Genomic DNA, 22,244 nt, shown 5'->3' on the forward strand with positions numbered 1-22,244 from the left:
CGGCCGGTGTTCTGGTGGGAAACGTACGGGGGTACGGGCGCGGGTCAGCCGGTGAACCGGGCGGCCAGGCGGCGCGCCCGCTTGCGGCTCTTGGCCGGGAGCCTGCGCACGATGGGACCGCCGACGGCGCGCAGCGCGCGGCGCAGCTTCGCCTTCCGGCGCCTGCTGGTGATGCCGAGCATGATCCCGGCGTCGATCGGCGGGAGGCTCGCGGGCAGGGTGATCCGGCCGTTCTTGGCGACGGTGACGTCGCAGAGGTGGAACGGGGGGTTCTTGTCGCCGTCCAGCCGGACCGCGAGCTTCCACGTACCGGCCGGGACGCCCGGCGCGCGGTCGGGCACCGTGAGGTGGGCCCGGCCGTCGGTGGGCCGCAGGGTGGTGCGGAGCTGGTGCGAGGAGCCGCCAGCCCCGTCCGCCGGGCTCAGGACCAGGGTGGTCGGGGACGTGCCGGTGCCGTCGGTGGTGAAGAGGTCCAGCCGGAGCTCGGAGCCGCCGGGGGACCGCTGGAGCGGACGCCCTTCGAGGTATTCGGCCAGCTTCTTGGCGCGCCGGGCCACATCGAGGGTGATGTTGCCGTGCGGGTCGGTGAAGTACGGGATGACGGCGCGGGCCGGCGAACCCAGCGAGGCGGGCAGGCAGGCCGCGTCGACCTCCGGGGCGCGGTCGGCGCCGAGCCGGGCCTTGCGGACCAGGCCGAGGCCGCGCAGCGGCACCCACACGTCCCAGAAGCCGCGCGACACCCGGCCGCGGCCCTTGACCGCCTCCGAGCCGATCTGGCCGCTGCCGTGCAGGACGACCTCGCAGACGTCGTCGCCGAGCTCCTCGACCCGGGCGGTGAAGCTCGCGGGGCAGGACCACTCGACGGCGGTCTCACGGTTGCGCAGCGACAGCTCGGCGGAGAATCCGGCCATGTCGTCGGTGACGTCCAGGAGTTCGCCGTCCGGCAGCAGGCCCTCGGTGATGTCGGGGTGCAGGAAGTAACGCCCGTCGCGGCGCAGCAGCGTCAGCGGCTTCTGGTCCTCGCCGTGGACCAGGCGGCCGCTGATGGTGAGGTCGATCCGGCCGTCCGGCCGCCAGGCGAAGCCCTCAAGGCGGGCCGCCGCCTTGACCGACGCGGCGAACCGGGAGATCCGCACCAGGCCCTGGCGGTCGTTGTTGCGCAGCAGCGTGGAGCGCAGCCGGAGCACCGGGCCGAGCCCGTCGTGCACCCCGTCGTCCATGAAGTCGGTGGCCAGGCCCTGGACGGCGTCGCACATCTCGTCCAGGTACTCGGGGTCGTACTTGAGGACGGCGGGCTCGCTGAGCCGGCCGAGCATCTCGACGCGGTAGAAGCGGCGCAGCAGCATGTCCCGGAACTCGCCGGGCTCGGTGTTGTCCACGACGACGTCGAGGACCTCACGGAGGTTGCCGTAGTAGCCGGACGGGATGATCTTCGCCGATCCGGCGTTCTGGCCGTCGTCCCGGCGGGAGTAGTAGTAGCAGGTGTAGTTGCCGAGGATCGAGACGACCTTGGCGGGGAAGTACGCCTGCATCATGTAGAGCTGGTCCTCGAGCCGGCGCTTGCCCTCGGGGTAGGCGATGCCGTTCTCGCGGAGGAACTCCGTACGGAACATCTTGTGCGGCGTGAGGCTGTCGTACAGGGGTGCGTCGTGCAGGGTGCACTTCTCGCGGTTCTTCTTGAACACGCCGTGCGGGACGCCGCGGAAGTTGCTCGCCACCTTGCCGATGACGATGTCCGAGCCGTTGCGGTGGCCCATGTCGTACAGCCGCTGCAGGGCGCCGGAGGCGAGGTAGTCGTCCTGGTCGACGAACTGGACGTACTCGCCCTTCGCCTCGTCCACACCGATGTTGCGGGGCTTTCCGGGCCATCCGGAGTTCGGGATGGTGATCACACGGAAATGCGGGTGTTCCCCGGCCAGCTTCTCAAGCCGCTCACGAGTGTCGTCCGTCGAGCCATCGTTGACGAAGAGGACTTCGAATTCCCCTGCCGGGAGGGTCTGTCGCAGCAGCGAGTCGATGCAGGGGTCGATGTACTTGCCCGGGTTGTATACAGGAATGACGACACTTACTTTGACTGGCATTGCTGCTGTCCCATGTCTGTGAGAAGTCCCTCTGGCCGGCGGCGGATGCGAGGCCTGCTGCTGAAAATGGCATAGGAAGCCACCCGCCGTTCACCCTATCGGCTGTTAGATGACTCAGATGCCTCAACGGTTGCCTGCGCGGGCCCTACGCGATCCTGCCGACAGTGCGCGGACGGAAGGGTCCAGAGGGCGGAACACACGGGCGCCGTATTCGCCGCTCGCGTAGATTGCGGGGGCTGGGCGAGGCCGAATCATTGGGGATGCACGTGTCAGGGGCAAGGCAGGGCGTCACAGAGGCCCGCAGGATCGTGGTCAAGGTCGGTTCCTCCTCCCTCACCACCGCGGCCGGCGGCCTCGACGCGGACCGCGTCGACGCACTCGTCGACGTACTGGCCAAGGTGCGCAGCGGAGGGGAGCGCGAGATCGTGCTCGTCTCCAGCGGCGCCATCGCGGCCGGGCTCGCCCCGCTCGGACTGCTGCGCCGGCCCAAGGACCTGGCGAGGCAGCAGGCCGCCGCCAGCGTCGGCCAGGGACTGCTCGTCGCCCGCTACACCGCCTCCTTCGCACGGTACGGCGTACGCGTCGGCCAGGTGCTGCTGACCAGCGACGACACCAGCCGCCGCGCCCACTACCGCAACGCCTGCCGCACCCTCGACCAGCTCCTGGACATGGGCGCGCTCCCGGTCGTCAACGAGAACGACACCGTCGCCACCGACGAGATCCGGTTCGGCGACAACGACCGGCTCGCAGCCCTGGTCGCCCACCTCGTCCGCGCGGATCTGCTGGTCCTGCTCTCCGACGTGGACGGCCTCTACGACGGCGACCCCAGCACCCCGGGCACCTCGCGGGTCGCCGAAGTGACCGGTCCCGAGGACCTCGCGGGCGTCACCATCGGCAGTGCCGGGAAGGCGGGCGTCGGCACCGGCGGCATGGTCACCAAGGTCGAGGCGGCCAGGATCGCCACCGCGGCCGGAGTCCCCGTCGTCCTCACCTCGGCGAGCCGGGCCGCCGACGCCCTGGCCGGCCGTGACACCGGCACGTACTTCCACCGCACCGGACGCCGCTCGGCGGACCGGCTGCTCTGGCTCGCCCACGCTTCCACCCCGCAGGGTTCGCTGACCCTGGACGACGGGGCCGTGCAGGCGGTCGTCGAACGCCACAGCTCGCTGCTGCCCGCCGGAATCGCCTCGGTCGAAGGGGATTTCACCGCCGGTGACCCGGTGGAGCTGCGCGATCTCGAAGGCCGGCCGGTGGCCCGCGGACTCGTCAATTTCGACGCCAAGGAGATCCCGCAACTGCTCGGCCGCTCCACCCGCGACCTGGCACGGGAACTCGGCCCGGCGTACGAGCGCGAGGTCGTACACAGGGACGATCTGGTCGTACTGCACGGCTGACAAACCCCTGAAACGACTGAAAGTCCAGCCTCGGGGCAGAGACCTTCACGAAAACCGCCCCATCCCCGGCCGCGGGCTGGTCAACTTTGTAACGGGGAAACAGCGGGGTACAGCACAGCGAACGCATTCACAGGAGGCCGCCGGTGAGACGAGCGCGCCCGGGGGCGCCGCCCCGAGGAACGGGTGGCCGGGCCCTGACCAGCGTCGGGGCCGGTACAGGCTTCGACGGGAGCCGGATCAAGGAGCGAGGGGACGACCGGACCGCCGGGTCCGAGCAGACGGTGGTGAAGGAGGAACGCACCCCGTCGAGGCTGTGGCACATCACGCTCAGCGTCTCGGGAACCGCCACCCCGCTGGCGGAGATCAGACGCGGACTCGAACAGCTCGCGCACGACCATCCCTTCCTGCTGACCAGCAGGTACGCCGACGACCACGCGGAGATCCGCTACTGGGAAGAGGCCCGCGATCTGCACGACGCGGCGGCCGTCGCGCTGCGGCTGTGGGGCGAGCACCGTTCCACGGCCAAGCTTCCGCCCTGGGAGATCGTCGGTCTGGAGGTCATCGACCGGGAGACGTACCACCAGCGCATCGCCGAGGGGTACGGGCCGCCTCCGGCCGCCCCGGTGGGGGTGCACCCGTACTGAGCCCGGTGGCCTCCGTGGCGGCGGCCCCGGGGTGCCGGGGTGCCGCCACCGGTGGGCCGGCGTCGGGGAGCCGCGACCGGGGAGCCGGCGGCGGGGAGCTGTCGGCGGGAAGCTGTCATTGGGGAGCTGTCTCGCATCACGGGATACGTGCCGGATGCCCGTAGTGTGCGCACTACCCTGCGGGCATGACCACGCTCTCGCCGTACGACAACATGTCCCCGGTCGCCCAGGCCGCCTACCGGGCACGTTCCGCCGCCGCCGACATCGCGCCGCTGCCGCGCGCCGCGAAGGACGACGCGCTGCTGGCCATCGCGGACGCGCTCGAAGTGCGGACGGCCGAGATTGTCACGGCCAACGCCGAGGACGTCGCCCGCGCCCGGGAGGCCGGTACCAGCGAGTCGATCATCGACCGGCTCACCCTCACCCCGGAACGGATCCGCGCGATCGCCGCCGATGTGCGGGACGTGGCGGCGCTGCCCGACCCGGTGGGCGAGGTCGTCCGCGGCTCGACCCTGCCCAACGGCATCGACCTGCGACAGGTCCGGGTGCCGCTCGGCGTGGTCGGGATCATCTACGAGGCCCGGCCCAATGTGACGGTCGACGCCGCGGCCCTCTGCCTGAAGTCCGGCAACGCCGTGCTGCTGCGCGGCTCGTCCTCCGCGTACTCCTCCAACGTCGCGCTGGTACGGGTGCTGCGCGACGCCGTCGGCGGCTCCGGGCTCCCGGCCGACGCGGTGCAACTGGTCCCGGGCGAGAACCGTGACTCGGTACGGGAACTGATGCGGGCCCGCGGCCTGGTCGACGTCCTCATCCCGCGCGGCGGCGCCTCGCTGATCCGCACGGTGGTCGAGGAATCCACCGTGCCGGTCATCGAGACCGGCACCGGCAACTGCCATGTGTACGTGGACGCGCAGACCGACCTCGACATGGCCGTGGACATCCTGATCAACTCCAAGGCGCAGCGCCCGAGCGTCTGCAACGCCGCCGAGACGCTCCTGGTCCACAAGGACGTCGCCGCGCGGTTCCTGCCGCGCGCCCTGGACGCACTGGCCGACGCGGGCGTGACCGTCCACGGCGACGAGCGGGTCCTCGAATACGCCGCGGGGTCCAAGGCCACCGTGGTCGAGGCGACGGCGGAGGACTGGGAGACGGAGTACCTCTCCTACGACATCGCCGCGGCCGTCGTGGAGTCGCTGGACGCGGCCGTCGCACACATCCGGCTGTGGTCCTCCGGCCACACCGAGGCGATCGTGACCACCTCGCAGGCCGCGGCCCGCCGCTTCACCCAGCTGGTGGACTCCACGACGGTGGCCGTCAACGCGTCCACCCGCTTCACCGACGGCAGTCAGTTCGGTTTCGGCGCCGAGATCGGCATCTCCACGCAGAAGCTGCACGCCAGGGGCCCGATGGGCCTGCCGGAGCTCACCTCGACGAAGTACATCGTCACGGGCGACGGCCATGTCCGGTGACTTTCCAGGGCCGGTGAATGTTGCGGGCTCCCTGCCCAGAACGTCCCGGCGGGGCTAGTCTGGAGCGGTGCCGGACGACGTGGGGGGCAGGCCGTTCCCGGACGGCTGGGAGCCCGACGACGACCGCGGGGGCGCGGACGAGGACTTCGCCTCCGTGGTGTTCGACGAGGACTTCGTACGGGCCGCCGAGATTCATGAGCCGACCGCCGTGGAGCGGCTGCTGGCGGCCGCCCAGGCGCGCGCCGAGGCCGAGGCCTCCCGGGCGAGGGCGGGCGGCGGCCCGATGGATGACGAGCTCTACGACGACGGGTACGGCCCCGGCGAGTACAGCCGCGAGGGCGCCTACGACGACCCACTGGACCCCGATGACGACGCGTACGGCAGCGGCGGCCCCTACGGGCGCCACGGCGGCGCTCTGCGGCCCTACCGGGGCGCGGCGCGCTGGCACCGGCCGGTGGCCTGGCTGCTCGCCGTGCTGATGGGCATCGGTATGGTCGCGCTGGCCTTCAGCGCCGTCTACCGCAACACCTCCGGCAGCCGCCAGGACCCAGCCCCGCCGCCCGCCACGACCGGCGTGGACAGCGCTCCGGGCTCTGCCCCCGACGCCACCCCACCGGCCCCCACGGGCTATCTGCGTCCCACCGTGTCCGCGATCCCCCGCACGGACTGAGGCACGCGCCGGCCGGGGAGCCACCGGCCGGGGAGTGCACCGGCCGAGGCACGCGCGGGGTGCGGCACGCGCCGACACGGTGTGCCCGCAGGGCCCCGGTGGAGCTCCCGGCCGATTCTCCTGTCTCTCCCGTGGTTCGCTCGCGGCTGGGCGTTTATCGCGGTCGCAATCGACCTACCCTGAAGGTGTGACCCCTCTCGCCGAGGGGGCTTCTCACTCGTCCGTACATGCGCAGTCGTGCGACGTCATACGAACTCATGACGGGCAGGCCCTGTCCGAAGCCATTCGGCCGAAGCAGAGCGAAGCGTTCCGGCCCCGGTCGGTGACGTGGAGTCGGGAGAAGTCATGGCAGGCCGCGGAGAACCACCAGAAGGTCCGCCCGAGAGTCCCACGGGCGGCGGTGAGGACGAGTACAGGTCGCTCGTCTTCGACGAGTCCTTCGTGCGTGCTGCCCGGCTGCAGGAATTCTCCGCCCAGGAGCGCATGGAGGACCACGCCCCCGCCGTACGCAGCCTGCCGGCCCGACGCCTGCGCACCGGCCCCCGGGCCGCCATCGCCCTGGTCCTCCTGATCGCCCTGGCCTTCGGAATGGCCGTGTACATGGGCCTCCGCCACCCCTACGAGGCACCCGTCGGCAGACGGGCCGAACCGCTGAGATCGACCGTCGTGCCCCTGGCACCACAGGGCGCCGTACCGGGCGGCACCGCTGCCGCCCTCCTCGCCAAGAGCCCCGCCGCCCACTTCGGAACAGGTGCCGAAGGCATCAATCTGCCGGCGGTCAGGCGGACCGACAACTTCTCCGACAGCCAGGTGGCGACGGCCCTGACCACCGTCAAGGACTATCTGGTGGCCTCCTCGCTCGACTCCGACGTGCTCAACGGCACCGCGGCCCGCCCGGTGGAGATGCTGCTCGACCCGGATCAGACGGCCCAGTTCGAGCGCAGCATGAACAGGCCGCAGGACGACGGGCAGCACGCCGCCACCGGATGGCTGGTGCGGTTCGACCCGGCGAAGGTGGCCCTGGCCTCCCCGGACATCCGGGTCCGTGGAACTCTGAGCTACACCGAGGAGGGCTCCGACACACTGGAGGTGGTGTCGGACCACACCTTCACCTACACGCTCCGCCCGGCCGTCCCAGGGTCCCAACCGAAGGACGGCGCCTCGCTCTTCACCGTACGGCGCGAGCTGCACTTCCGCTTCGATCGGGAGGACCTGCGGCTGCACCGGCTGGAGCTGCGCAGCAGCTACGTCCAGGCCGGACCGCAGTCGTGCCCGGCCGACACCACTGGTGCGCTGCGCCCGCTGCTCGCCGGGCAGCACGCCGTCGCCCGCGGCCCCGCGGGCACCGACCCGTACGCGACGGGCCGGCCCACGGCGGCGCTGTGCGGAACCCTGACGGTCAGCTCCCCGCAGGCCCCGACCCGGTCCCCGGCCCATCAGGATTCCGGGGCTCCTCCGGCCCCGCAGAGTCCGCCGAGCCGTTCGTAGCGCCGCCCTTGCCCGCCGAGCCGCCCTGGCCGGTGAACTTGTCGCGAAGCTTGCCGCCCAGGTCCCCGGCGCCGCCCGCTATGTCGCCCACCAGCTTCATCAGCGGATCCTTGCTGGTGCGCACCGTGTCCGCGTAGTGGGCCGCGGACTCCCGGAAGGAGTCGGTCACCGAGGTGTCCTTGTCCTCGTCGCGCCGCGGGTAGTGACCGTCCATGATCCGCTGGTAGTCACGGGTCTCGGACCACTTCTTCAACTCGGCCGCGCGCACCGTGGTGAACGGGTGCGAGCGGGGCAGCAGGTTGAGGATCTTGAGCACCGAGTCCCGCAGATCGCCGCCCTTCTCGTACTCGTCGGCCTGGGCGAGGAAGGCGTCCACGTTCATCTCGTGCAGATGGTTGCCGCCCGCGATCTTCATCAGACCGCGCATCGAGGCCCGCAGATCCTGGCCGACGAGCAGTCCGGCCCGGTCGGCCGACAGCTCGGACTTTCGGAACCACTCGCGCAGTGCCGTCACGATCGCCATGATCGCGACATTGCCGAGCGGGATCCAGGCGACCTTCAGCGCGATATTGGTGAGGAAGAGAAGAATCGTGCGGTACACCGCGTGGCCGGAGAGCGCGTGCCCCACCTCGTGGCCGACGACGGCCCGCATCTCCTCCTCGTCGAGCAGCTCCACCAGCCCCGTCGTCACCACGATGATCGGCTCGTCGAGGCCGATACACATGGCATTGGGCTGCGGGTCCTGGGTGACGTACATCGGCGGGACCTTCTCCAGGTCCAGGATGTAACAGGCATCGCGAAGCATGTCGTTGAGATGGGCGAACTGCGCGTCGCTCACCCGGACGGAGTCGGAGAGGAAGAGCAGTCGCAGACTGCGCTCGGGCAGCAGGCCGCTCAGCGTCTTGAACACGGTGTCGAAACCGCTCAGCTTGCGCAGGGCCACCAGGGCCGAGCGGTCCGCCGGGTGTTCGTAGGCCCGGGACGAGATTCCTGCGAAGCGCCTGCGCTGCCTGCTCGGCACGTTCTCGTGGCTCTCGTGGCTGTGTTCGGTCATGAATGGGCCCCCTGTTCGTACGAGATGTCGCTCGCCCCCTGACAAATCCCAGCGTAGGTGCTGGGGCTACGGTGTGCGGGGGGCTGTGGATAACTGAGGAGACGCCCGACATGCCGCAAACCGTTGCTCTGCTCGCCGCCGCATCCGGGGACCAGGGGCCCGGCAACACGCTCCGTATCGTGCTGCTCGCCTCGCTCGTCGGAGCCGTGCTGCTCGGCTGGTTCCTGCTCCGCGGATACCGCAACGACGACGACAACGACTGAGTCGGCGTGAGCGTGCCCGGGGGGCACGCATACGATGTGCGCGACGTCTTCCTTCCGACTCCCGATCGATAGGTCCTGCCGAAGATGAGCCTCACGAGCACCGCACACCAGCTGGTCACTCTCGCCTCCGAGGGCGGCGAGCACGGTGGCAACCACGAAAGCCTCAGCCCGTACGTGACCGGTGGCGGTGCGTTCATCGCGCTGCTGCTCCTGCTGTGGATCACCACCCGCTTCAACCGCGACCGCTGAAGCGAAGGCGAACAGCTGTGCCAGTAGGCTCTGCACGCATGGGAGAGCAGGAAGTGCCTACCGGCCGCGGAAAGCGCCGACTCGGCGTGATGGGCGGGACGTTTGACCCGATTCATCATGGACACCTGGTGGCGGCCAGCGAAGTGGCCGCCCAGTTCCACCTCGACGAGGTGATCTTCGTACCGACCGGGCAGCCGTGGCAGAAGAGCCACAAGCACGTCTCCCCGGCCGAGGACCGTTATCTGATGACGGTCATCGCGACGGCGTCCAACCCGCAGTTCTCGGTCAGCCGGAGCGACATCGACCGCAGCGGTCCCACGTACACCATCGATACGCTGCGGGACCTGCGCGCGATCCACGGCGACGCGGACCTCTTCTTCATCACCGGTGCCGACGCGCTCTCCCAGATCCTCACCTGGCGGGACGCGGACGAGCTGTTCTCGCTCTCCCACTTCATCGGCGTGACGCGGCCGGGGCATGTGCTCACGGACGCCGGACTGCCGGAGGGCGGGGTCTCCCTCGTGGAGGTTCCCGCGCTCGCTATCTCGTCCACGGACTGCCGTGAGAGGGTCGCGCAGGGGGATCCGGTCTGGTACCTGGTGCCGGACGGTGTGGTCCGCTACATCGACAAGCGCCAGCTGTACCGCGGCGAATGAGCGACGCAGAGGGGCACCGGTGAACGACCGACAGAACGCGTACGACCCGTACTACCAGCAGCCGCAGATCATCGGCTACGACGAGTACGGCCAGCCGGTGTACCAGCAGCCGCAGCAGGTTCCGCAGCAGCCGTACGACCCGTACGCGTCCCAGCAGCAGTCGCAACAGCCGCAACAGGCCGACCAGGGGTACGGATACGACCCGTACGCCCAGCCGCAGCAGCAGTCGCAGCAGCATGCGCAGCCGCAGTCGTACGACCCGTACGCTCCCCAGTCGCAGCAGCCACCCCAACAGCAGCACCCGCACCAGCCCCAGCAGCCGCAGCAGCAGGCGTACGGCGGCTATGACGGCTACGGCTACGACACCGGCCAGCAGCCTGCCGCGGCCGACACCACCCAGCAGTGGAACATCCCGCAGCAGACGGCCCCGCAGCCCGCCCCGCCGGCGCCTGCCGCCCCGACCTCGCCGGAGTCCGCCCCCGAGCCCGGCACCGGCGACGATCCGGACGCCGCCGTCCCAGGGCAGCGCCGCGCCGACCGGGACTACCGGACCGAGCAGTTCTCCTTCATCGAGGAGCCCGACGAGGACTCCGAAGACGTCATCGACTGGCTGAAGTTCACCGAGAGCCGCAGCGAGCGGCGCGAGGAGGCACGGCGTCGCGGCCGCAACCGCATGGTCGCGCTGATAGTCGTGGTGGCCCTGATCGTGGTCGGCGGTGTCGGCTACCTCTGGTCCGCCGGAAAGATTCCGGGCCTGTCCGGCTCGGAGAAGGACAACACGGCATCGGCGGGCCCGCAGCAGCGGGACGTCATCGTGGTCCATCTGCACAACACCAAGAAGGGCGGCACCTCCACGGCGCTGCTCGTCGACAATGTGACGACCAAGCAGGGCACCACGGTCCTGCTCCCCAACTCTCTGGCGGTAGCCGACGACGGCGGAGCCACGACCACCCTCGGCAAGTCCGTCGACGACGACGGCACCACCGGCACCCGCGAGTCCATCGACACCCTGCTCGGCACCCGGATCAGCGGTACGTGGCGGCTCGACACCCCGTACCTGGAGACCCTGGTCGACCTGGTCGGCAACATCGAGGTCGACACCGACACGGAGGTGCCGGACGCGAAGAAGGGTGCCGCCCCCCTGGTGAAGAAGGGCGAGGCGCAGACCCTGAGCGGGCAGATGGCCGTCGCGTACGCCACCTACCGGGGGCCGGGCGAGGCCGAGACGAAGCAGCTCATGCGGTTCGGGGAGGTCATGCGGGGCGTTCTGCGGAAGCTCTCGGACGACCCGAAGGCCGCCACGGTCACCGTGCAGACGCTGGGGCAGATCCTCGACCCGTCGCTCCCCGAGAAGGACCTGGCGGCCTCCCTGGCGAAACTCGCCGAGCACGCCAAGGTCGGCGACTACAAGACGGCGATGCTGCCCGTCCAGGACGACGGATCACTCACCGACGCGGCCACCGAGAGCGTCGTCAAGGACATCCTGGGCGGCACGGTCAAGGCTCCGGCCGCGGACGCGGCGGTCCGGGTCGGTGTCAAGAACGGCACCGGGAACACGGACGGCACCGAGTCCGCGCGGATCAGGCTGATCAACGGCGGCTACACCTTCGTCGGCGGCGGAACGGCCGGGACGGCGGCGACGTCCGAGGTCGTCTACAAGGCAGCGACGGACAAGGGGAAGGCGACGCAGGTCGCCAAGACCCTGGGCCTGCCGGTGGACGTGGTGAAGCAGGGCAAGCCCGCCGCGAACGCGGATGTGTCCGTCGTGCTCGGCCAGGACTACAAGATCAAATAGTCGGCATCCGGCCGCTCGGATGATGTCGATCCGATCCGCGAACAATCGCTGCGTGGGCTGTCGGCGGTCCGTGAGACCCTAGAGGTTGACCTGACCGCCGACGAAAGCCTGCTTGTGACCGCCACGGACCGCTCCATCGAGCTCATCAACGCCGCCGCTCAGGCGGCCGCCGACCGGCTCGCGCACGACATCATTGCGTACGACGTCAGCGACGTGCTGTCGATCACGGACGCCTTCCTGCTGGCCTCGGCCCCCAACGACCGCCAGGTCAAGTCGATCGTCGACGAGATCGAGGAGCGGCTCCAGAAGGAGCTCGGGGCCAAGCCGGTACGCCGCGAGGGCGACCGCGACGCCCGCTGGATCCTGCTCGACTACGTCGACATCGTCATCCACGTCCAGCACAGCGAGGAGCGGGTCTTCTACGCGCTGGAGCGCCTCTGGAAGGACTGCCCGGAGATCGCGCTTCCCGAGGACGCCGTCAAGACCCGCGGGAAGGCCGAGGAGCACGCCCGGCTCACCGGCAGCACGGAAGGTGAGCAGAGCTGAACCGCGGCGGAAGCGGCAGGGGCCGCAGGATCGTCCTCTGGCGCCACGGCCAGACGGCATGGAATCTGGAGCGCAGGTTCCAGGGCTCCACGGACATCGCGCTCACCGACGCCGGAGTCGGGCAGGCCCAGCGGGCCGCCCGGCTGCTGGCCTCGCTGAAGCCGGACGCGATCGTCGCCTCCGATCTGCAGCGGGCGGCGGCCACCGCCGCCGAGCTCGCCGCGATCACCGGTCTCGAAGTCGCGCACGACGCGGGGCTGCGCGAGACCTACGCGGGTGCCTGGCAGGGCCTCACCCATGAGGAGATCGTCGGGCAGTACGGCGAGCAGTACGCCGCCTGGAAGCGCGGCGAGCCCGTGCGCCGCGGCGGCGGTGAGCTGGAGACCGAGGTCGCCGACCGGGCCGCCCCGGTCGTCCTCGGACACGCCGACAAGCTGCCCGAGAACGGCACGCTGGTCGTGGTCAGCCACGGCGGCACCATCCGCACCACCATCGGCCGGCTGCTGGGCCTGGAGGCGCACCACTGGGAAGGGCTCGGCGGGCTCTCCAACTGCTGCTGGTCGGTGCTGGGCGAGGGCGCGCGCGGGTGGCGCCTGCTGGAGCACAACGCCGGCACGCTGCCCGAGCCGGTGCTCGGCGACGACACCTGAGGACTGCCCCGCAGCCCCCGGCGGCCGGATTTCACTTTCCGGCAGGTCACAGGCTAAAGTTCTTCTTGTTCGCGGCGCGGAAACGCAGAGAAACACACGAACAGCGGGGCTATAGCTCAGTTGGTAGAGCGCCTGCATGGCATGCAGGAGGTCAGGAGTTCAATTCTCCTTAGCTCCACAATCAGGATCCCGTCCCCGACAGGGGGCGGGATCTTTGCATTCTGCCCCTGCGGCTTCCCTGCGGCTTCCCTGCGGCTCCTCATCTCTCCCGGTTCCGCCGCAACGCGGCGACCCGTTCCCCGCTCTCCTCGTCGGCCGGGGTGTACGCCACGATCCGGCACTCCGGCAGCCCATTGACGGACAACGACACCGAGGTCATCCGGATCTCCCCGGGCAATGCCCAGTGCCGGAAGGTCTTCACCCGCGGTCCGGGCGGGGCGACGTTCCCACTGCGCCACAGCTCGGCGAAGTACGGACTGGCGGCCGAGAGCCGTTCGACGAACGACTCCCAGGCGGGCTCGCCCGCGTGGCGCCCGTACGCGCCCCGCAGCGTGGCCACCATGATCGGCAGCTCCTGCGACCGGTGGACGACGGGACAGGCGTCCTCGGACGCCGTGAACAGCGTCCACAGCACGTTGCGTATCCCCGTTCCCACGATCTCCGGGACGGCGAACAGATCGCGATAGGCGGGGTTGGTGGCCAGAATGTCGTATCTCGTGTTGTAGACCACGGCGGGATGCGGATCGAGCGCGTCGATGATCCCCTGGATCTCCGCCCCCACCTCGAAGACGTCGGACTGCCTGCCGGGCACGCAGGCCACCTCCGCCAGGTGGTAGAGGTGTTCGCGCTCCGACGCGTCCAGCCGGAGCGTGCGCGCCACGGCGTCCAGCACCTGCGGTGACGCGTTGATGGGGCGGCCCTGTTCCAGCCAGGTGTACCAGGTGACGCCGACGCCGGAGAGCTGCGCGACCTCCTCGCGACGCAGGCCGGGGGTGCGGCGGCGCAGCCCGGGGGCCATGCCCACATCGGCGGGTGTCACCCGCGCCCGGCGATTGCGCAGAAACGCCGCGAGCTCCGGGCGCCGCCGGTGCCGGCTCGTCCTGGACGTCGTCCGTTCGCCCGTCCGGTCCGCCGCTTGATGTGTCGTCACCGTTGCCACACCCCCATGTTCGGTGACCGGCAAGGGAGTTGCCAGGTGCTGTCGGTACCAGCATCAGCGGGCTCTCGTTACCCGTATTCGGCCGGGGCCAGGCTCGATGTCATGACGACGGCATCCGAAGCAACTCCACGTTCCGCAACCAGTAAAGACTCCACCACTGACAACAGCTCCGGGAGAGTGCTCGCCCTGGTGCTCGCGGCCCAGTTCATGGCGCTGCTCGACATCTTCATCATCAACGTCGCCGCCCCGACGATCCGCAGCGAACTCCACGCCTCCGGCGCCGGGTTGCAGCTCGTCGTGGCCGGCTACACCATCACGTACGCGGTGCTGCTCATCACCGGCGCCAGGCTCGGCGACCTGCTCGGACACGGCCGGGCCCATCTGACCGGGCTCGGCGTCTTCACCGCGGCCTCGCTGGCCTGCGGACTCGCCGCGGGAACCGGGCAGCTGATCGCCTTCCGGCTGGTGCAGGGCGCGGCCGCGGCGGTGATGATTCCGCAGGTGCTCAGCCTCATCCAGCGCCACTTCACCGGCGAGGCACGGATCCGGGCGCTCGGCGCCTACAGCGCGGTGCTCGCCACCGGGGCGGCCGCCGGGCAGGTGCTCGGCGGGGTACTGGTCAGCGCCGATCTTTTCGGTGCGGGCTGGCGGCCGGTCTTCCTGGTCAACGTGCCCATCGGGCTCGTTCTGCTGGTGCTCGGCAGCCGTGTGCTGCCGCGCGAGCCGCGCACCGCGCCCGGCAGGGTCCAGGCCCGGGCCCGCGGCCTCGATCTGCCGGGGCTGGTACTGCTCGCCGCCGCCGTCACACTGCTCACCGTTCCCCTGGTGCTCGGGCAGGAGCTGGACTGGCCGGTCTGGTCCGGGTTCTGCATGGCCGCCTCCGTGGGGCTCTTCGCCGTTTTCGCGGCATACGAGTCGCGGCTGGCCGCGCGCGGTGGTGCGCCCCTGATCGCCCCCAGGGTCCTGCGCGTTCCCGGTATGGCCCGGGCGGCGCTGCGTATTCTCCTGGTGATGGCGATCAACGGCGGCTTCCTTTTTGCCATGACGCTGCACGTCCAGGGAGGTCTGGGCTGTTCGCCGCTGCGGGCGGGGCTGATGTTCGCGCCGACGGCGCTGGTGTTCGGCGTGGCCGGACTGACCTGGCGGCGGTGGCCCGCCGGACTCCAAGGGGCCCTGGTGCCCGGCGGGTTCGTACTCGTGGCGGTCGCCTCCGTGGCCGTCGGACTCCTGATGCGTGGCGGCGGCGACGGCGGGCCCGTGCTGTACGCGGCCTTCGCGGTGATGGGTGTCGGCCTGGCACTGGGCTTCAGCCCCACCCTTACCAGGGCGCTGGCGGACGTGCGTCCCAAGGACGCGGCCGACGCGAGTGGCGTACTGGTGACGGTCACCCAGCTCGGACAGCTGACCGGGGTCGCCGCGTTCGGCACGCTCTATCTCAACCGCCTTGATGCGCAAGGGGTCCAGGGGTCGGGGCAGGCGTTGTGGGTGTGTGCCCTCGCGCTCTCCGTGGCCGCTGTGGCAGGTGCGGCGGCGGGGCTCGTACGACGTCGGTGAATGGCTGGTTCTCCGGCGGGCTGCCCCTCTTGCGGGCTCATGGCAGAATCGGAGCGCCGGAGGGGGCGACGGACCGAACGGGAGGGAGCGCGATGCCTGCGAGCCGCCACGAGGTCCCGGACCTGCTCCTTGTCCCCGGCTTCCGCGCAGCCCCCGAGAACGGCGGGACCTTCTTCATGTGCTCCGCCCGCGGCCAAAGCCGGAGCTGACCCATGGGTGCACACAGGCGGAAATGTGACTGGTGCGGCAGCGGTACGCCCATCGTCAGGGACATGGACCCGATCAATCCTGAGTACCAGTACTGGTGCGAGGAGTGCGCGCGGGCGCTGGTCATAAAAGGCGACCCGATCGAGACCTATCGGGAGCTGGAGGGGGAGCCGATCTACGGTCGGCTGTTGGAGGAGCACTGCACGCTCAAACGCTTCTACTCCTTCGCCACGGCCTGACCCCTCCGGCTCCGCCGGCCTCGGCCCAGGTGGCGCAGAACGGGTCAAATCGATACGGCCCGGAATCGATTTGGTGGACTGGCGGGGTCACCGGTAATGTTCTCGATGTCGCCAGGGAAACCGGGCAGAACGCGGCACGGGGCTATAGCTCAGTTGGTAGAGCGCCTGCATGGCATGCAGGAGGTCAGGAGTTCAATTCTCCTTAGCTCCACAGTGAAGAACGAGAAGCGGGTCACCCACACAGGGTGGCCCGCTTCTCTCGTCCGTCTACCTGCCCGTCCTGCCCGACTGTCCGTCGTATGCCGATGCCGGAGAGCCGGAGTTCCGTCGTACGGCCGCTCACGCCGCCCTGTCCATGGTGCGGTCGCGCCCGGCCCGGCTCCGGGGCCGTGCGGTACCCTGACGCCATGCGTGCCGTACGCCTTCTGCTTAGCGAGCCGCGCTGATCAGTCCCGACCGGTGAGAATGCCTGGTCGGAATCGGCGCGGCGTCCCCTCCTGTGCGAGGGGATTTTTCGTTTCCGCAGACGCGTGTCCGTAGACACGGGCGCCCGGCAGATGACGATCGATGGAGCTTTGAGGATCATGAGCGAGACGACTTCCGCAGCCGAGACGGCTGCGCCGCACCGCTACACGGCGGCGATGGCCGCCGACATCGAGGCACGCTGGCAGGACTTCTGGGACGCCGAGGGCACGTACGAGGCGCCGAATCCGACCGGCGACCTGGCCGGCGATCCGGAGCTGGCCGCCAGGCCGAAGAAGTTCATCATGGACATGTTCCCGTACCCCTCGGGTGCGGGCCTGCACGTCGGTCACCCGCTGGGCTACATCGCCACCGATGTCTTCGCCCGCCACCAGCGGATGACCGGGCACAACGTGCTGCACACCCTGGGCTTCGACGCCTTCGGTCTGCCCGCGGAGCAGTACGCGGTGCAGACCGGCACGCACCCGCGGGTCTCCACCGAGGCCAACATCGAGAACATGACCGCTCAGCTGCGCCGGCTGGGCCTGGGCCACGACAAGCGCCGCTCGTTCGCCACGATCGAGTCGGAGTACTACAAGTGGACCCAGTGGATCTTCCTGCAGATCTTCAACTCCTGGTACGACACCGAGGCCGACCGGGCCCGACCGATCGCCGAGCTGGTCGAGCAGTTCGAGAGCGGTGCGCGCCCCACCCCGGACGGGCGTGACTGGAGCGCGCTGAGCGCCGCCGAGCGCGCGGACATCCTGGGCGAGTACCGCCTGGCGTACGCCTCCGACGCCCCCGTCAACTGGTCGCCCGGCCTGGGCACCGTGCTGGCCAACGAAGAGGTGACGGCCGACGGCCGTTCCGAGCGCGGCAACTTCCCCGTCTTCAAGGCCAAGCTGCGCCAGTGGAACATGCGCATCACGGCCTACGCCGACCGGCTGCTGAACGACCTGGACGGGCTGGACTGGCCCGAGGCGATCAAGCTGCAGCAGCGCAACTGGATCGGGCGCTCCGAAGGCGCGCGCGTCGACTTCCCGGTCGACGGCTCCGACAGCATCACCGTCTTCACCACCCGCCAGGACACCCTGTTCGGTGCCACCTACATGGTGCTGGCACCCGAGCACGAGCTGGTCGAACGGATCATTCCGGCCGCCTGGCCCGAGGGCACCCACACGGTGTGGACCGGCGGGTACGCGTCCCCGGCCGAGGCCGTCGCCGCCTACCGCAAGCTGGCCGCCGCCAAGTCCGACGTGGAGCGGCAGGCCGAGGCCAAGGACAAGACCGGTGTCTTCACCGGCGCGTACGCGACCAACCCGGTCAGCGGCGAGAAGGTACCCGTCTTCATCGCCGACTACGTACTGATGGGCTATGGCACCGGCGCGATCATGGCCGTACCGGCGCACGACGCCCGCGACTTCGCCTTCGCGCGCGCCTTCGAGCTGCCGATGCGCTGTGTCGTCGAGCCGTCGGACGACCGCGGCACGGACCCCTCGACGTGGGAGGACGCCTTCGGCTCGTACGACGCGAAGCTGGTCAACTCCGCCAACGACGAGATCTCGCTGGACGGCCTGGGCGTCGTCGACGCCAAGGCGCGGATCACCGAGTGGCTGAAGGCTCACGGCGTCGGCGAGGGCACCGTCAACTTCCGGCTGCGTGACTGGCTGTTCAGCCGCCAGCGCTACTGGGGCGAGCCCTTCCCGATCGTCTACGACGAGGACGGCATCGCCCACCCGCTGCCCGAGTCGATGCTGCCCCTGGAGCTGCCGGAGGTCGACGACTACTCGCCGCGCACCTTCGACCCCGAGGACGCCGACACCCAGCCCGAGACCCCGCTGTCCCGGAACGCCGACTGGGTCAACGTCACCCTGGACCTGGGCGACGGCAACGGTCCCAAGAAGTACCGCCGCGAGACCAACACCATGCCCAACTGGGCGGGCTCCTGCTGGTACGAGCTGCGCTACCTGGACCCGAACAACGACCAGAAGCTGGTCGACCCGGCGATCGAGCAGTACTGGATGGGCCCGCGCGAGGGGCAGCCGACCGGTGGCGTCGACCTGTACGTCGGCGGCGCCGAGCACGCCGTACTGCACCTGCTGTACGCACGCTTCTGGTCCAAGGTCCTGCACGACCTGGGGCACATCTCGTCCGTCGAGCCGTTCCACAAGCTGTACAACCAGGGCATGATCCAGGCGTTCGTCTACCGGGACAGCCGCGGCATCGCGGTCCCGGCGGCCGAGGTCGAGGAGCGCGACGGACAGTTCTACTACCAGGGCGAGAAGGTCAGCCGCGTCCTGGGCAAGATGGGCAAGTCCCTGAAGAACGCCGTCACGCCGGACGAGATCTGCACCGAGTACGGGGCGGACACGCTGCGTCTGTACGAGATGGCGATGGGCCCGCTGGACGTGTCGCGGCCGTGGGACACACGCGCCGTCGTCGGCCAGTACCGGCTGCTGCAGCGGCTGTGGCGCAATGTCGTCGACGAGGAGACCGGTGAGGTCACCGTCGTCGACACGGAGCCGGGCGAGGAGACGCTGCGTGCCCTGCACAAGGCGATCGACGGGGTCGGCCAGGACATGGCCGGGATGCGCTTCAACACGGCGATCGCCAAGGTCACCGAGCTGAACAACCACCTGACCAAGGCGGGCGGGCCGCTGTCCCGGTCCGTCGCCGAGTCGCTGGTGCTGCTGGTGGCGCCGCTGGCACCGCACATCGCCGAGGAGCTGTGGCGCCGGCTGGGCCACACCGAGTCGGTCGTGCACCAGGACTTCCCGGTCGCCGACCCGGCGTACGTCGTGGACGAGACCGTGACCTGCGTCGTGCAGGTCAAGGGCAAGGTCAAGGCACGCCTGGAGATCTCCCCGTCGATCACGGACGAGGAGCTGGAGGCACTGGCCCTGGCCGACCCGGCCGTGCTGGCGGCGCTGGACGGTGCGGGCATCCGCAAGGTGATCGTGCGGGCGCCGAAGCTGGTCAACATCGTCCCGGCGTGATGGCGTGGCGTTCCTCGTGAGGCGCTGAGCGCGCACACGCGGCGGTGTGGGGGTGTTCCCCTACGGGCAGGTTGAGGGTTCCGATGGAACCCTCAACCTGCCCTTTCCGTTTACGGTGGAGGGGCCGGCACCCGGCAGCCGAAACGACATCCGAGGGGCGCTCATGGAATCCGTGATCCTGATTCTGGGGTTGCTCTTCTTCGCGTTCGTGGCCCTGGGGGTGTACGCGGGCGTCAAAGCCGTGGGCGCGGCGAAGCGCGGTGTGGACCGAACGATCAGCCAGGCGCGCCGCACGGTCGAGGAGACCACGCTGCGGGCGAAGAGCTACGGGCAGACGGGCGTGGGCGGAGAGCTGGCGCAGCTGCGGCTGGCACTGCGGACATCCATGCGGGCCACGCAGGAGGCGTTGCAGGCCGGAGCTGCCGAGGACGCCTCGCTCGCGGAGTCGCTGGGCCTCTTCCAGCGGCTGAGCGTGCACGGACGTGAGCTGGACGACGAGCTGAAGAAACTGGAGCGCGAGCCCGACCGGACGACCGTCGCCTCGCTGCTGCCGAGCCTGAAGCAGCGTACGGAGCGGATCACACACTCCGCGGATTCGCTGCGGTGGGCCGCGCGTGACCGGGCACGGCAGTTCTCCGACGACTCGCTGGACGCGCTGAACGCACAGATCGACGTGGAGGCGGGGGCGCTCCGGCACTGGACGGTGGAGCCGGACGCACCGGTCCAGGGGCAGGGCGGCGGGCCGCAGAGCGACACGAGCGGCCGGAGTCAGAGCCAGAGCCGGGGCCCCCGAAGCCAGGACCCGGGGCAGGAGCAGGAGCAGCGGCCGGGACCGGGGCAGGGGAGTGGGTCGGATGAGGGTGCGGCCCGGGCGATCACGGCTTCCGACCCGCGACGCCAGGCCGGATACCCGTGGCAGAAGGCGCCCCGGCCCGAGACGACGAACTGACACATTCGACGACCGGCGGTGACCGGATGCGGTCCGAAGAGATACATCCGAAGAGATGCAGGAGAGATCATTCGGTCGGGGTCGGACTGCCAGGACGCGGACTCGCCAGGTAACCTCCCGCTCATGTCCCGCCATGTCGCGATCGTCACCGATTCCACGGCCTACCTGCCGCCCGAGACGATGGAGCGGCACGGCATCACCGCGGTGCCGCTGACCGTCGTTCTCGGAGATCAGGCTCTGGAGGACGGTACCGAGATCTCGGCCCGTTCCCTTGCGGTGGCGCTCCAGAAGCGTCGTCCCGTGACCACGTCCCGGCCGAGTCCCGAGGTGTTCGCCGCCGCTTACCGGGCGGCGGCCGAGGCGGGGGCCACCGGCATCGTCTCGCTGCACCTCTCGGCCGAGATCTCGGGCACGTACGACGCCGCCGTGCTCGCGGCGAAGGAGGCGCCGGTTCCGGTCCGTGTGGTGGACACCGGGATGGTCGCCATGGCCCTCGGATTCTGCGCCCTGGCATCCGCGGAGACGGCGGAGGCGGGCGGAAGCCTGGACGAGGCGGTCGCGGCCGCGGAGAAGCGGGCCGCGGGCACCTCGGCGTACTTCTACGTCGACACGCTGGACTACCTGCGGCGCGGCGGCCGCATCGGTGCCGCGCAGGCTCTGCTGGGATCGGCTCTCGCGGTGAAGCCGCTGCTCCAGCTCGACGGCGGCCGCATCGAACTGCTGGAGAAGGTGCGGACGGCTTCGAAGGCGATCGCGCGCCTGGAGGAGATCGTCGCGGAACGGGCGGGCAGCGGCCGCGTGGACATCGCCGTGCACCACCTCGCCGCCCCCGAACGGGCGGAGCGGCTCGCGGAGCGACTGCGTGAGCGGGTACCGGGGCTGGTCGATCTGCATGTGAGCGAGGTGGGTGCGGTGATCGGTGCGCACACCGGTCCCGGCCTGCTGGGGGCAGTGGTCTCGCCGCGCTGAGCGGCCGGCCTGCGGGGCGGTCGGGCAGGTGGTCGGTCGGCTGGCAGGTTGGGCGGTCGGTCGGGCCTCGTGACGTCTTGCGTGTTCCGGGTGTCCTGAGCGTCGTGTGTGCCATGCATGCCGTGGGTGCTCTGCGTGCTCTGCGTGTCCTGCGTGTCCTGCGTGCCGTGCGTGCCGTGAGTGCCGTGGGTGCCGTGGGTGTCACTCCGATGAGTGGTCGAGTTATCCACAACTGGTCGGTTGTCCACCGGAATTGGACCTGCTGAGCGGCTTCGGGCGGATGTGCCTACCGTCGTGAGGCATGGCACCCCGATCACATCGTGCAACCAGCGGAAGCGGCAGTGGCCCCGGTCGGGCCCCGGCCTCGGACGGCCGTGTCCGCAGCGGCCCCGGTACCGGACCAGGTGTCGGCGCCGGACCAGGCTTGGGGCCGGGCCTCGGGCCCGGTCGGCGACGGACGTCGCGCCAGGGTGCGGACACGGTGGCCGCGGCGTCGCGCCGTCGGGCGGACGCGCTGATGACGGGTGCGTACGGAGGGCGGGTCGCGCGGCCTGCGCTGGGGGTTGTCCCGACTCCGATCTCGGCGCCGGCCTCGTCTCCGGTCACGGACCCAAGTCCAAGTCCAGTTGGGGGCGCGGCTGGTGCTTCCATCTCTGCGCGGGGTTCGTCTTCGGCCTCGGTCACCGTTCCGGTTTCCGGAGGGGCGGGGCGCTGGCGGGAGAGGGTGGTTCCCGCGTTGCGGGAGCGGCT

The 22,244-nt window shown here is 70.2% G+C and carries 19 protein-coding genes and 2 tRNA genes; 18 read left to right on the forward strand and 3 right to left on the reverse strand.

The features are described from left to right. Nucleotides 1–44 precede the first annotated feature (44 nt). Complete coding sequence (locus tag EES42_RS09775; RefSeq protein WP_124717746.1) at nt 45–2,081, reverse strand: glycosyltransferase family 2 protein; 2,037 nt, start codon at nt 2,079–2,081, stop codon at nt 45–47. 308 nt (nt 2,082–2,389) lie between these two features. On the opposite strand from EES42_RS09775, the gene proB reads away from it, so the two are divergent. From proB to EES42_RS09800, 5 genes are all read left to right on the forward strand, one after another. Continuing rightward, nucleotides 2,390–3,475: a glutamate 5-kinase gene (gene proB, locus EES42_RS09780; RefSeq protein ID WP_241196373.1), complete on the forward strand. Its 1,086-nt coding sequence runs from the start codon at nt 2,390–2,392 to the stop codon at nt 3,473–3,475. A gap of 143 nt (nt 3,476–3,618) precedes the next feature. After that, complete coding sequence (locus EES42_RS09785; RefSeq protein ID WP_124717748.1) at nt 3,619–4,119, forward strand: hypothetical protein; 501 nt, start codon at nt 3,619–3,621, stop codon at nt 4,117–4,119. Nucleotides 4,120–4,304: 185 nt separating this feature from the next. Next, nucleotides 4,305–5,588 (forward strand): glutamate-5-semialdehyde dehydrogenase, encoded by a 1,284-nt coding sequence (locus EES42_RS09790; protein WP_124717749.1) that lies wholly within the window; start codon nt 4,305–4,307, stop codon nt 5,586–5,588. Nucleotides 5,589–5,655: 67 nt separating this feature from the next. Next, complete coding sequence (locus tag EES42_RS09795) at nt 5,656–6,258, forward strand: SCO2584 family spore wall biosynthesis protein (RefSeq protein WP_124717750.1); 603 nt, start codon at nt 5,656–5,658, stop codon at nt 6,256–6,258. Nucleotides 6,259–6,603: 345 nt separating this feature from the next. Beyond that, entirely contained in the window at nt 6,604–7,746 is a 1,143-nt protein-coding gene (locus EES42_RS09800) for an SCO2583 family membrane protein (protein WP_124717751.1), read from the forward strand. Here EES42_RS09800 and EES42_RS09805 read toward each other — a convergent pair. Further along, the gene (locus EES42_RS09805; RefSeq protein ID WP_124717752.1) at nt 7,658–8,800 is read right to left on the reverse strand and encodes a M48 family metallopeptidase; all 1,143 of its coding nucleotides are present in this window, start codon (nt 8,798–8,800) and stop codon (nt 7,658–7,660) included. The two genes, EES42_RS09800 and EES42_RS09805, sit on opposite strands and share 89 nt — an antisense overlap. Before the next feature lie 110 nt (nt 8,801–8,910). Here EES42_RS09805 and EES42_RS44655 point away from each other — a divergent pair, with 110 nt between their 5' ends. From EES42_RS44655 to EES42_RS09830, 7 genes are all read left to right on the forward strand, one after another. Next, nucleotides 8,911–9,063 carry a hypothetical protein gene (locus EES42_RS44655; RefSeq protein WP_164495211.1) on the forward strand — a complete coding sequence of 51 codons (153 nt, stop codon included), beginning with the start codon at nt 8,911–8,913 and terminating at the stop codon, nt 9,061–9,063. An 84-nt stretch (nt 9,064–9,147) separates the two neighbouring features. Continuing rightward, complete coding sequence (locus tag EES42_RS44660; RefSeq protein WP_164495212.1) at nt 9,148–9,312, forward strand: hypothetical protein; 165 nt, start codon at nt 9,148–9,150, stop codon at nt 9,310–9,312. Nucleotides 9,313–9,350: 38 nt separating this feature from the next. Further along, a complete protein-coding gene (gene nadD, locus EES42_RS09810; protein WP_124717753.1) occupies nt 9,351–9,968 on the forward strand; it encodes a nicotinate-nucleotide adenylyltransferase in 618 nt (205 codons plus the stop codon). 19 nt (nt 9,969–9,987) lie between these two features. Next, the gene (locus tag EES42_RS09815) at nt 9,988–11,763 is read left to right on the forward strand and encodes an LCP family protein (protein WP_124717754.1); all 1,776 of its coding nucleotides are present in this window, start codon (nt 9,988–9,990) and stop codon (nt 11,761–11,763) included. Nucleotides 11,764–11,877: 114 nt separating this feature from the next. Continuing rightward, the gene (gene rsfS, locus EES42_RS09820) at nt 11,878–12,309 is read left to right on the forward strand and encodes a ribosome silencing factor (RefSeq protein WP_124717755.1); all 432 of its coding nucleotides are present in this window, start codon (nt 11,878–11,880) and stop codon (nt 12,307–12,309) included. Further along, the gene (locus EES42_RS09825; protein WP_124717756.1) at nt 12,306–12,959 is read left to right on the forward strand and encodes a histidine phosphatase family protein; all 654 of its coding nucleotides are present in this window, start codon (nt 12,306–12,308) and stop codon (nt 12,957–12,959) included. The genes rsfS and EES42_RS09825 overlap by 4 nt, the downstream gene beginning before the upstream one ends. Before the next feature lie 105 nt (nt 12,960–13,064). After that, nucleotides 13,065–13,137, forward strand: a tRNA-Ala gene (locus EES42_RS09830). A gap of 81 nt (nt 13,138–13,218) precedes the next feature. Here EES42_RS09830 and EES42_RS09835 read toward each other — a convergent pair. Then, nucleotides 13,219–14,019 carry a helix-turn-helix transcriptional regulator gene (locus tag EES42_RS09835; protein WP_124718475.1) on the reverse strand — a complete coding sequence of 267 codons (801 nt, stop codon included), beginning with the start codon at nt 14,017–14,019 and terminating at the stop codon, nt 13,219–13,221. Between the two features lie 201 nt (nt 14,020–14,220). Between EES42_RS09835 and EES42_RS09840 the strand changes: the two genes are divergently transcribed. The 6 genes from EES42_RS09840 (at nt 14,221) to EES42_RS09875 (ending at nt 21,494) form a co-directional block, all read left to right on the forward strand. Then, on the forward strand, nt 14,221–15,672 hold the full coding sequence (locus EES42_RS09840) for an MFS transporter (RefSeq protein ID WP_124717757.1): 1,452 nt from the start codon (nt 14,221–14,223) through the stop codon (nt 15,670–15,672). 212 nt (nt 15,673–15,884) lie between these two features. Next, on the forward strand, nt 15,885–16,118 hold the full coding sequence (locus tag EES42_RS09850; protein WP_093897076.1) for a hypothetical protein: 234 nt from the start codon (nt 15,885–15,887) through the stop codon (nt 16,116–16,118). A gap of 138 nt (nt 16,119–16,256) precedes the next feature. Beyond that, nucleotides 16,257–16,329: transfer RNA gene (locus tag EES42_RS09855), tRNA-Ala, on the forward strand. A gap of 373 nt (nt 16,330–16,702) precedes the next feature. Beyond that, complete coding sequence (gene leuS / locus EES42_RS09865) at nt 16,703–19,576, forward strand: leucine--tRNA ligase (protein WP_124717759.1); 2,874 nt, start codon at nt 16,703–16,705, stop codon at nt 19,574–19,576. A gap of 163 nt (nt 19,577–19,739) precedes the next feature. Beyond that, nucleotides 19,740–20,525 (forward strand): hypothetical protein, encoded by a 786-nt coding sequence (locus EES42_RS09870; RefSeq protein ID WP_124717760.1) that lies wholly within the window; start codon nt 19,740–19,742, stop codon nt 20,523–20,525. Nucleotides 20,526–20,648: 123 nt separating this feature from the next. Continuing rightward, entirely contained in the window at nt 20,649–21,494 is an 846-nt protein-coding gene (locus EES42_RS09875) for a DegV family protein (RefSeq protein WP_124717761.1), read from the forward strand. Nucleotides 21,495–22,244: the final 750 nt, after the last annotated feature.

It is taken from the genome of Streptomyces sp. ADI95-17 (genome assembly GCF_003846175.1).
In the GTDB taxonomy this organism is placed as follows: Bacteria; Actinomycetota; Actinomycetes; order Streptomycetales; family Streptomycetaceae; genus Streptomyces; species Streptomyces sanglieri.

Coding starts and splice junctions, on each gene's coding strand:
- EES42_RS09875 (WP_124717761.1), top strand. CDS start 20,649: ATGTCCCGCCATGTCGCGATCGTCACCGATTCCACGGCCTACCTGCCG.
- leuS (WP_124717759.1), top strand. CDS start 16,703: ATGAGCGAGACGACTTCCGCAGCCGAGACGGCTGCGCCGCACCGCTAC.
- EES42_RS44660 (WP_164495212.1), top strand. CDS start 9,148: ATGAGCCTCACGAGCACCGCACACCAGCTGGTCACTCTCGCCTCCGAG.
- EES42_RS44655 (WP_164495211.1), top strand. CDS start 8,911: ATGCCGCAAACCGTTGCTCTGCTCGCCGCCGCATCCGGGGACCAGGGG.
- EES42_RS09850 (WP_093897076.1), top strand. CDS start 15,885: ATGGGTGCACACAGGCGGAAATGTGACTGGTGCGGCAGCGGTACGCCC.
- nadD (WP_124717753.1), top strand. CDS start 9,351: ATGGGAGAGCAGGAAGTGCCTACCGGCCGCGGAAAGCGCCGACTCGGC.
- EES42_RS09800 (WP_124717751.1), top strand. CDS start 6,604: ATGGCAGGCCGCGGAGAACCACCAGAAGGTCCGCCCGAGAGTCCCACG.
- EES42_RS09870 (WP_124717760.1), top strand. CDS start 19,740: ATGGAATCCGTGATCCTGATTCTGGGGTTGCTCTTCTTCGCGTTCGTG.
- EES42_RS09775 (WP_124717746.1), bottom strand. CDS start 2,081: ATGCCAGTCAAAGTAAGTGTCGTCATTCCTGTATACAACCCGGGCAAG.
- EES42_RS09805 (WP_124717752.1), bottom strand. CDS start 8,800: ATGACCGAACACAGCCACGAGAGCCACGAGAACGTGCCGAGCAGGCAG.
- EES42_RS09790 (WP_124717749.1), top strand. CDS start 4,305: ATGACCACGCTCTCGCCGTACGACAACATGTCCCCGGTCGCCCAGGCC.
- EES42_RS09840 (WP_124717757.1), top strand. CDS start 14,221: ATGACGACGGCATCCGAAGCAACTCCACGTTCCGCAACCAGTAAAGAC.